The organism is Paenibacillus sp. D9, from assembly GCF_001188365.1.
Classification (GTDB): Bacteria; Bacillota; Bacilli; order Paenibacillales; family Paenibacillaceae; genus Paenibacillus_O; species Paenibacillus_O humicus.
In genome coordinates this window covers 5,531,976-5,539,054 of the sequence record NZ_JZEJ01000001.1, presented here as the reverse complement: position 1 = coordinate 5,539,054, position 7,079 = coordinate 5,531,976, and the positions used below count along the sequence as shown (strand labels likewise).

Sequence of the window (7,079 nt, the reverse complement as noted above, 5' to 3'; positions counted from 1 at the left end):
CATCAGCCCACATCATAGCATATGCCGGCGGTTTGGAAAATCGGAGGAAGGCGAAAAAGCGCGGCCCGTCTCCTTCTTCCGGAATGTATTCCGGCTGATGCGCCCATTTCCGCAATCAGCCGCACCCTGCAGGGCGGTTGTTCATAAGATAAGTTGACTGTATCCCTTAACCTTGTTGTATCCCACAAAAACCCGAGCAAGGAGGGGTGGCATTTTGAAGGGCACCGATCACAAAAACAAATTTCTGCTGACTCACCGGGAACGCGAAGTATTCGAACTACTGGTCCAGGACAAGACGACAAGGGATATCGCGCAGCTGCTGTTCATCAGCGAAAAGACTGTGAGGAACCATATCTCCAACGTGATGCAGAAGCTGAACGTGAAAGGCCGTTCGCAAGCGGTTGTCGAGTTGATCAAGCTTGGGGAACTTACGATCTGACCTTCGTCAGGCCGGAGAGTTCTCTTGCCGAACCTTCCATGCCGAATGCGTTTTCGCATTCGGCGGGAAGGTTTTTTAAGTGCAGGAGAACCCCCGTCGCTTCGAGTTTGTCGGCAAGCCCTTCAAGTCTCCTGGGATGTCGGCAGCAAAAAAAGGCGGCAGCTCCGCAGGAATGCGGAAGCGGCCGCAAGAAGACCTTTCGGTCGGGGGCAACTAGGATGTGGCTGGGATGCCGGAATGAAACCGGGCGGGAGGAACGAGGCTGGCGTCCTTCATGATCGTCTTGGCCGCTTCCGGCGGACTTCCGTCCGAAGGATGCAAATAAACGATTTTTCCATTCAACAGTCCCATGTCCATCGGTGTAGGAAAATCGGGATGGTTGAATCGGCGAATCAACAGATCCAGCATAAGGAACCCTCCCATTGGTTATGTAAACTTACCTCACACGATATAGTTGATTATACTCCCTCCTTTCTTTGGTGTCAATTAATCTATCATATAAACCGGCTGTGAAAACCGGCCAAAAAAACGACCTTGAACCCTCCGCCCCGGCGCTTCGCCGACTGCGGCATGATTCAAGGTCTTTCCGTTCTTTAAAGTCTTATCGTCCTTCACCTTCTTTAATGAAGCTATTTCACCGCGCCAGCCACAAGGCCCGAGACGATATGGCGCTGCGCCATGATATACACGACCAGGACGGGCACGATCGTGAACAGCAGCCCCGCGAACAAAGGTCCCCATTCGGTTTTGTACTGCATTTCGACCTGCATGGCGGCGAGGCCGATCGGCAGCGTGTACTTCGTCGGATCGATGACGAGAATCGTGCCGACGATATACTCGTTCCAGATTTCAAGCACATTGATGATGCCGACGCTGATGATGCCCGATCGCGACAGCGGCAGCATGATGCGGAAGAACGTTCCGAAATAGCCGGCTCCGTCGATGGCTCCCGCCTCCTCCAGCTCCTTGGGGAGCGTCCGGAAGAAGCCGATCAGGACGAAGATGCCGAAGGCGAGCGTATTCGACGCATAGACGAGAATCAGTCCGAAACGGTTGTTGGCAAGGCCCAGATCGTTCACCAGGAAAAACAGCGGAATCAAGGCAAGCGCAAACGGCACCATCATGGAGGAGATATAGACGGTATACAGCACCTTGCTGCCGAAAAACTTGTAGCGGGCAAGCGTGTAAGCGGTCATGGCCGCAAGGACGAGTCCGAGCACGGTCGCCCCGGCGGTGACGGCAATGGAATTGATGAAGTATTTGCCGAAGTTGTAATTGGTCCATACATACTCGAAGTTCGACCACAGCAGCGGGAACTTCGGCAGCGACCATGGCATGTTGAAGTAGAACTGCTGGTTGTTCTTGAGGGAGTCGGTGAAGGTCCAGAACAGCGGATAGATGACCGATATTCCCCACAGGACGAGGAAAGCATAAAAGATTGATTTGAACACCGGATGAACGGTTCTTTGCAGCATGTAGTCCCTCTCCTTCCATATGATCGGATGTTAGCTGACTTCCACCTGTTCCTTGCGCAGAAGCCATTGCAGGAGAAGGGTCGTGATGAGCGATGTGATGAGGATGACCGTGCCGATCGCGGCTCCGTATCCGAAATGGGCCTGCTTGAAAGCCTGCTGATACAGGTAGGAGCCCATGACCTGGGTCGAGTTGTCGGGACCGCCGGCCGTCATGATCGTCACGATGACGAAGGAGCCGTTGAGCGTCGTCATCATGATGTTGATGACGGAGATTTTCATCTGCTCCCAGATGAGGGGAAGCGTAATATGCCGGAACTGATGCCACTGCCCGGCACCTTCTATATCAGCAGCCTCGTACAGAGAAGCCGGAATGCTCGTGATCGCGGCAATCAGCAGGATCATGTAGAACCCGATGCCCGCCCATACGGCAGGCGGCAGCAGCATCCAGATCGTGTGGCTTTCGAAGCCGAGCCAGTTGATCTCCACCTTGCTGCTGGTGAACAGGGACAGGAAGCCGTTCAAAAAGCCGATTTGAGGATTGTAGATGAAGTTCCACAAAATGCCGACGACGACGGCGGACAACACGTTCGGAATGAAGAAGATGGAGCGGAAAAAGGCGGTTCCCTTCAGGCGCAGGCGGGTCAGCGCCACGGCGAAGAAGGTTGCGATCGCCATGATGCCGATGATTTTGCCGATGACGAGGAAATAGTCGTTGCCGATCGCCGTAAGCATGATGGGATCGTCGAAAATGTCTTTGAAATTTTGCAGTCCGACGTAATCCTTGTGCTGCGACATTCCGGACCAGTCAAAGAAAGAATTGTAGAGCGCCTGGATCAGCGGATAAATCGTAAACACGCAGAAGAACAGAAATGTCGGGATGATGAACGCCGCGATAAAGAGGTTTCTCTGCAGCTTGGCTTTTCCGATATTCATCTCAAACTCACCGCCCCTTAAATCGGAGCATCCCCGAGACAGCTGTCCCGAGGATGGTCCTCAATCTGACTTGCCTTGACCTCGCAAATGATGGACGTGGAATGTCGCCTCTGCCGGCGGATAATCGTTCCGATCGCTGTTGAAGCCGGGTTTCCCTGAACTGGACTCATCGGAAGGAAACCCGTCTTCAAAGGCGAACACTATCGTTTCTTCACGATTATTCCGCAAGCTTGGGCAAGTGCGTCCTTGTTTTGCTCGGTTATTTTTTTACTTTTTCCACGACTTTCACAACGCGGTCGACCCAGCCTTGAGGATCGATCTTGCCGATCGTGAGGGCGTCGGTCGCATCCTGCATCGCCTTGTCGACGTCGGCGTTGAACGTGACCGTCGGCACGACGACCGTGTTGTCGCTCGTCAGGTAAGCCGCCGCTTGCTTGACGAAGTCAGGAGCGTTGGAAGCGCTGATGTCGCCCTTGATGTTGGAAGGAGCGCCGCTCAGCTCGGCGAACTTGGATGCTTGGGATTGCGAGAAGATGAACTGCAGGAACGCTTTTGCCGCTTCCTTGTTTTTGCCGTTTTTGGAGATGGCGACGGTGGACGTGGACGTGTTGGCCACGACTTTTCCGCCGGCTTTTTGCGTTACGGAAGGAATGAAGCCGAATTTGAAGTCGGCCGGAACGTCCTTGGACATTTCGTTAGGCAGCCAGAGGCCGTTCGGAATGAAGGCGTCCTTGTTTTGCAGGAACAGCATTTGCGAATCCGTATGGTTGATGGAGATGGACGTTTTGTCGATGAAGCCCTTGTCGCGCAGCTCGACGATTTTGTTCAGAGCTTCCAGGACGGCCGGGCTCTTGAACGCTTCGACCTTGCTGTCGCCCATATCCTGGAGCAGCTTGTAGTCGTCGTTGTTCGCCGATACGATGGCCGGGTACAGGATGGCGCCGTTGATGTAGTAAGGGTATTTGCCCGTATGGATAAACGGCGTCGTGCCGGCAGCCTTGATCTTCTCGGAAGTGGCGATGAAGGAATCCCAGTCCGTAGGCTCCGTCCAGCTGTTCTTCTCGAACAGGGCTTTGTTGTAGAACACGCCCCATGAGTTCAGGACGAGCGGAATGTTGTACGTCTTGCCGTCGTAGGAAGGAGGCTGCTGCGCGAGCAGGTCGAGGATTTTGACGCCGTCGACGTTTTTGGCGTCCTTGATCCAGTCGGTGAGATCCTCGAGCTGCCCGTCTTCCGCCAGCTGGCGGTCGTTGAGCTCAGGTCCGTCGATGTAGACGAAGTCCGGAGGCGTGCCCGCGATCCACTTCGGCTTGTTCTGCGTATTGATTTGCGGGCCTGCGTCTTCGACGATTTTCAGGTCCGGGTTCGCTTTCTGGAAATCGGCGATGACTTGCTTCCACCACTTGTCGCCGTAACCGCCGACGAAGTACTGAATCTCGAACGTGCCCTTCAGACCGGTCGTCGCGGGGGCGTCGCCGCCTGTGTTGCCCGCTGCATTGGCGGCCGAATTGTCGGCCGGCGCGCTTGCCGTCGGCTCAGGAGAAGCGCTTGACGCCGTGTTGCCGTTGTTGTTGTTGCTGCCGCAGCCGGCCAGTACGGCCAGGGACATCGCGACTGCCATTGCGGTTGCCGCCGTTTTCTTTACCGTGAAAGTCATCTAGCATAACCCCTCCCAAATTGGAACGTTCCCCGCACCCGGATCTCGGTGCCATCTTCCTTTGCTTCAGGTGCTTATCTGTATACTAACGGGAACAGGGCTTCCTCTCCATTGAATATCTTCCGTAAATCCATTAGTATTTTATGATTTTTTCATTCAAAATTTTGATGGAAAAATGAATATTGATTCTGAAAACGAAAAAAAGCCCCTTTTGAGGGGCTTGATTCCAGGTATGGTTGGAGCTTGATCCAGCTAACATTGAAATTATCGGCCGAATCGCTATCCGGTTTCCCGATCCGCTTCCAGCGCGACTCTCTGCAGCTCGTCGAGAGCGGCTTTGGGCGTATAACGGCCCGACAGGACGGCGCTGCCGAGCTTGCGCGCCGTATCCATCACCCTCGCCCAAGCCGGCTTTTCGATCGGGATGAACTGCGCGCTGGCCAGAGCATGCAGATCCGCTCTCATGGCGGCATCGGCTGCCGACATCGCATCGCCGGCCGAGCGTGTGACCGGAACGAAGCCCTCCTGCTCCACCATGCTGACGTACTGCTCGTCGCCGTAGAGGAATTGGATGAATTGAGAGAGCGCCTGCTTGTCCGTATGGGCGGTCTTGAAGGAGATCAGCACGTCGTGGACGCCGAAGGTCATCGGAGGCTGTCCCTCCTTGACCGGAATCGGACCCGATCCCCACTGCAGTCCGGGGAACTCCTTGGGCACGACGGAGCTGAAGTAGTTGCCCGATATCATCATGGCGAGTCCGTCGTCCCCGAGAATGCGCTGCTTCTCGTCGCGGGTCGTCACCGTCGGCTCCTCGTCCGTCAAGCCTTCGTCATAGATCTTCTTGAGGAATTCCAGCCCCTCCACGTTGGCCGGCTGATTGATCGCCCACTTGCCGTCCTTCAGCCAGCCGCCTCCCGCGCCTATGAAAAAATAGGACAGATTGGCATGGATCTCGTTGTCGGTCATGTCGATCCCGAATCCTCGGGCCGGAGTATATTGGCGGATCTTCCGGGCGTCATCCGCAAGCTGCTCCCACGTATGCGGCGGCCCCGAAATGCCGGCCTGCGAGAACAAAGCCTTGTTGTAATATAGGCTTCTCACGGAAGCGACATAAGGAATCGCGTATTGAACGCCGTTGTAGCGGTCCTTCTCCAGCAGGAAGGGATACAGATTCGACCGGAAGGATTCCGGCAGAATATCGGCCATGTCATTGAGCAAGCCCCGCTTGGCGAAGTGCGAGTAGAAATTCGTATTCAGCAGGTCCGGAGGCTCGTTCTGGGCCAGCATATTTGTGTAGACCCCGTCCAGGATGTCCCAATTGACGACCTGGAGCTCGACGTCGATATCGGGATGCTCCGATTCGAACCGGCTGACGATGCCGTCGAGAATCGGCTTGGTCGACGTGCTGTATTCGGAGGTGACGAATTTGATCAAAGCCCGCTTCTCTTCAGGCTCCTTCACCTCGGACGCATTCTGCTTTCCGGAGCAGCCGGAAGCGAGAAGCAGCGCGGAGGCCGCGCAGGCCGCGGCTGCCCGGAAGCAGCTGCGGCGCCATTGGGGCGTCTTCATCTCGGTTCAACTCGTTTCGGACTATTCTTAATAGACGAAAGGAAACAACAGCTTCTGGTTTTCCGGCGCATACATGTTGGCCCGGGTAATCGTGGCGGAAGGAATGTCGACTGTCGCGCTTCCGCCGGAAGAATCAAGCGCCGCCTGCACGCCGAGAAATCCCATGTTGAATGGGTTTTGTACGATCAGGGCATGCATGGCTCCCTGCTCGAGCAGCTGGATCTCGGGAACGGAGCTGTCGAACCCGATAAGCTTGACGCTGCCGCTGAGACCGGTTTCCTTCAATGCCTTGGCCGCGCCGGCCACGCCGATGTCGGTAAGCGCGATAATGCCGTTCATCCCCGGATAGGCGACCGTCAGCGACTTCACGGTCCGGTACGCCTGTTCCTCGGATTTGCCGACATTGATCATGCCGAGGTTGTAGGCCGAGCCGGCCGGAAGTGCTTCCAGAACCCCGTTCCTGCGCTGCATGGCTACCGGGGACTTCTCGTCGCTGGTCAAAAAGGCGTAGACCGGCCTTGTTTTGCGTCCGGGAGCGAGGATGCCCGCCGCTTCCCTGCCCTCCTCGACATGGTCGCTGGATACATAGCTGTCCGCCCGGTGATGCAGGAGAGGCGTATCCATGATGATGAGCCTGATGCCCAGACGGGAGATCTCCTCCAGCTGAGGCGCCAGCGCATCCTCGTCGATCGGAGCGAGCACAATGGCCCGCGGCCGCTGCTCAATCGCTTTTTCCAGCAGCCGCGCCTGCTCGTCGGAGTCGATGCTGCGCAGCGGTCCGGACAGCTCCAGCGCAACCTCCAGCTCCTTGGCTGCGGCCAAAGCTCCCGAGCGCACCGTCTGCCAATAATGGGAGTTGGCGTCGGTCGTCTTCATAATGATTGCAATCCGGTTGTCCTGCGGAGACGCCTCGCCCCGGCCCAGCCCCGTCCAGACGACCAGGACGACGAATCCGAGCAGCAGAAGCGGCAGCCACAGCCGTTTGGTTCTCATGATTGCCTCCTCC

At 56.2% G+C, this 7,079-nt stretch carries 7 protein-coding genes; 1 reads left to right on the top strand and 6 read right to left on the bottom strand.

Going from position 1 to position 7,079, the window contains the following annotated elements:
- The first annotated feature begins 214 nt into the window (after positions 1-214).
- Entirely contained in the window at positions 215-439 is a 225-nt protein-coding gene (locus VE23_RS24715) for a helix-turn-helix domain-containing protein (RefSeq protein ID WP_049869505.1), read from the top strand.
- A 213-nt stretch (positions 440-652) separates the two neighbouring features.
- Here the strand turns inward: VE23_RS24715 and VE23_RS24710 are convergent, their stop codons facing one another.
- The 6 genes from VE23_RS24710 to VE23_RS24685 form a co-directional block, all read right to left on the bottom strand.
- Positions 653-847: a hypothetical protein gene (locus tag VE23_RS24710; protein ID WP_049869503.1), complete on the bottom strand. Its 195-nt coding sequence runs from the start codon at positions 845-847 to the stop codon at positions 653-655.
- Between the two features lie 221 nt (positions 848-1,068).
- Complete coding sequence (locus VE23_RS24705; RefSeq protein ID WP_048744188.1) at positions 1,069-1,914, bottom strand: carbohydrate ABC transporter permease; 846 nt, start codon at positions 1,912-1,914, stop codon at positions 1,069-1,071.
- 30 nt (positions 1,915-1,944) lie between these two features.
- Complete coding sequence (locus VE23_RS24700; RefSeq protein WP_048744186.1) at positions 1,945-2,847, bottom strand: carbohydrate ABC transporter permease; 903 nt, start codon at positions 2,845-2,847, stop codon at positions 1,945-1,947.
- Positions 2,848-3,106: 259 nt separating this feature from the next.
- Positions 3,107-4,504 carry an ABC transporter substrate-binding protein gene (locus VE23_RS24695; RefSeq protein ID WP_084781660.1) on the bottom strand — a complete coding sequence of 466 codons (1,398 nt, stop codon included), beginning with the start codon at positions 4,502-4,504 and terminating at the stop codon, positions 3,107-3,109.
- 279 nt (positions 4,505-4,783) lie between these two features.
- On the bottom strand, positions 4,784-6,073 hold the full coding sequence (locus tag VE23_RS24690) for an extracellular solute-binding protein (RefSeq protein ID WP_021877572.1): 1,290 nt from the start codon (positions 6,071-6,073) through the stop codon (positions 4,784-4,786).
- A gap of 27 nt (positions 6,074-6,100) precedes the next feature.
- Positions 6,101-7,066 carry a substrate-binding domain-containing protein gene (locus VE23_RS24685; protein WP_049869501.1) on the bottom strand — a complete coding sequence of 322 codons (966 nt, stop codon included), beginning with the start codon at positions 7,064-7,066 and terminating at the stop codon, positions 6,101-6,103.
- Between the last annotated feature and the right edge of the window lie 13 nt (positions 7,067-7,079).

Bases quoted from the DNA above. Each gene is read 5' to 3' on its own strand.
- VE23_RS24700 (WP_048744186.1), bottom strand. From the start codon at position 2,847: ATGAATATCGGAAAAGCCAAGCTGCAGAGAAACCTCTTTATCGCGGCG.
- VE23_RS24705 (WP_048744188.1), bottom strand. From the start codon at position 1,914: ATGCTGCAAAGAACCGTTCATCCGGTGTTCAAATCAATCTTTTATGCT.
- VE23_RS24710 (WP_049869503.1), bottom strand. From the start codon at position 847: ATGCTGGATCTGTTGATTCGCCGATTCAACCATCCCGATTTTCCTACA.
- VE23_RS24695 (WP_084781660.1), bottom strand. From the start codon at position 4,504: ATGACTTTCACGGTAAAGAAAACGGCGGCAACCGCAATGGCAGTCGCG.
- VE23_RS24690 (WP_021877572.1), bottom strand. From the start codon at position 6,073: ATGAAGACGCCCCAATGGCGCCGCAGCTGCTTCCGGGCAGCCGCGGCC.
- VE23_RS24685 (WP_049869501.1), bottom strand. From the start codon at position 7,066: ATGAGAACCAAACGGCTGTGGCTGCCGCTTCTGCTGCTCGGATTCGTC.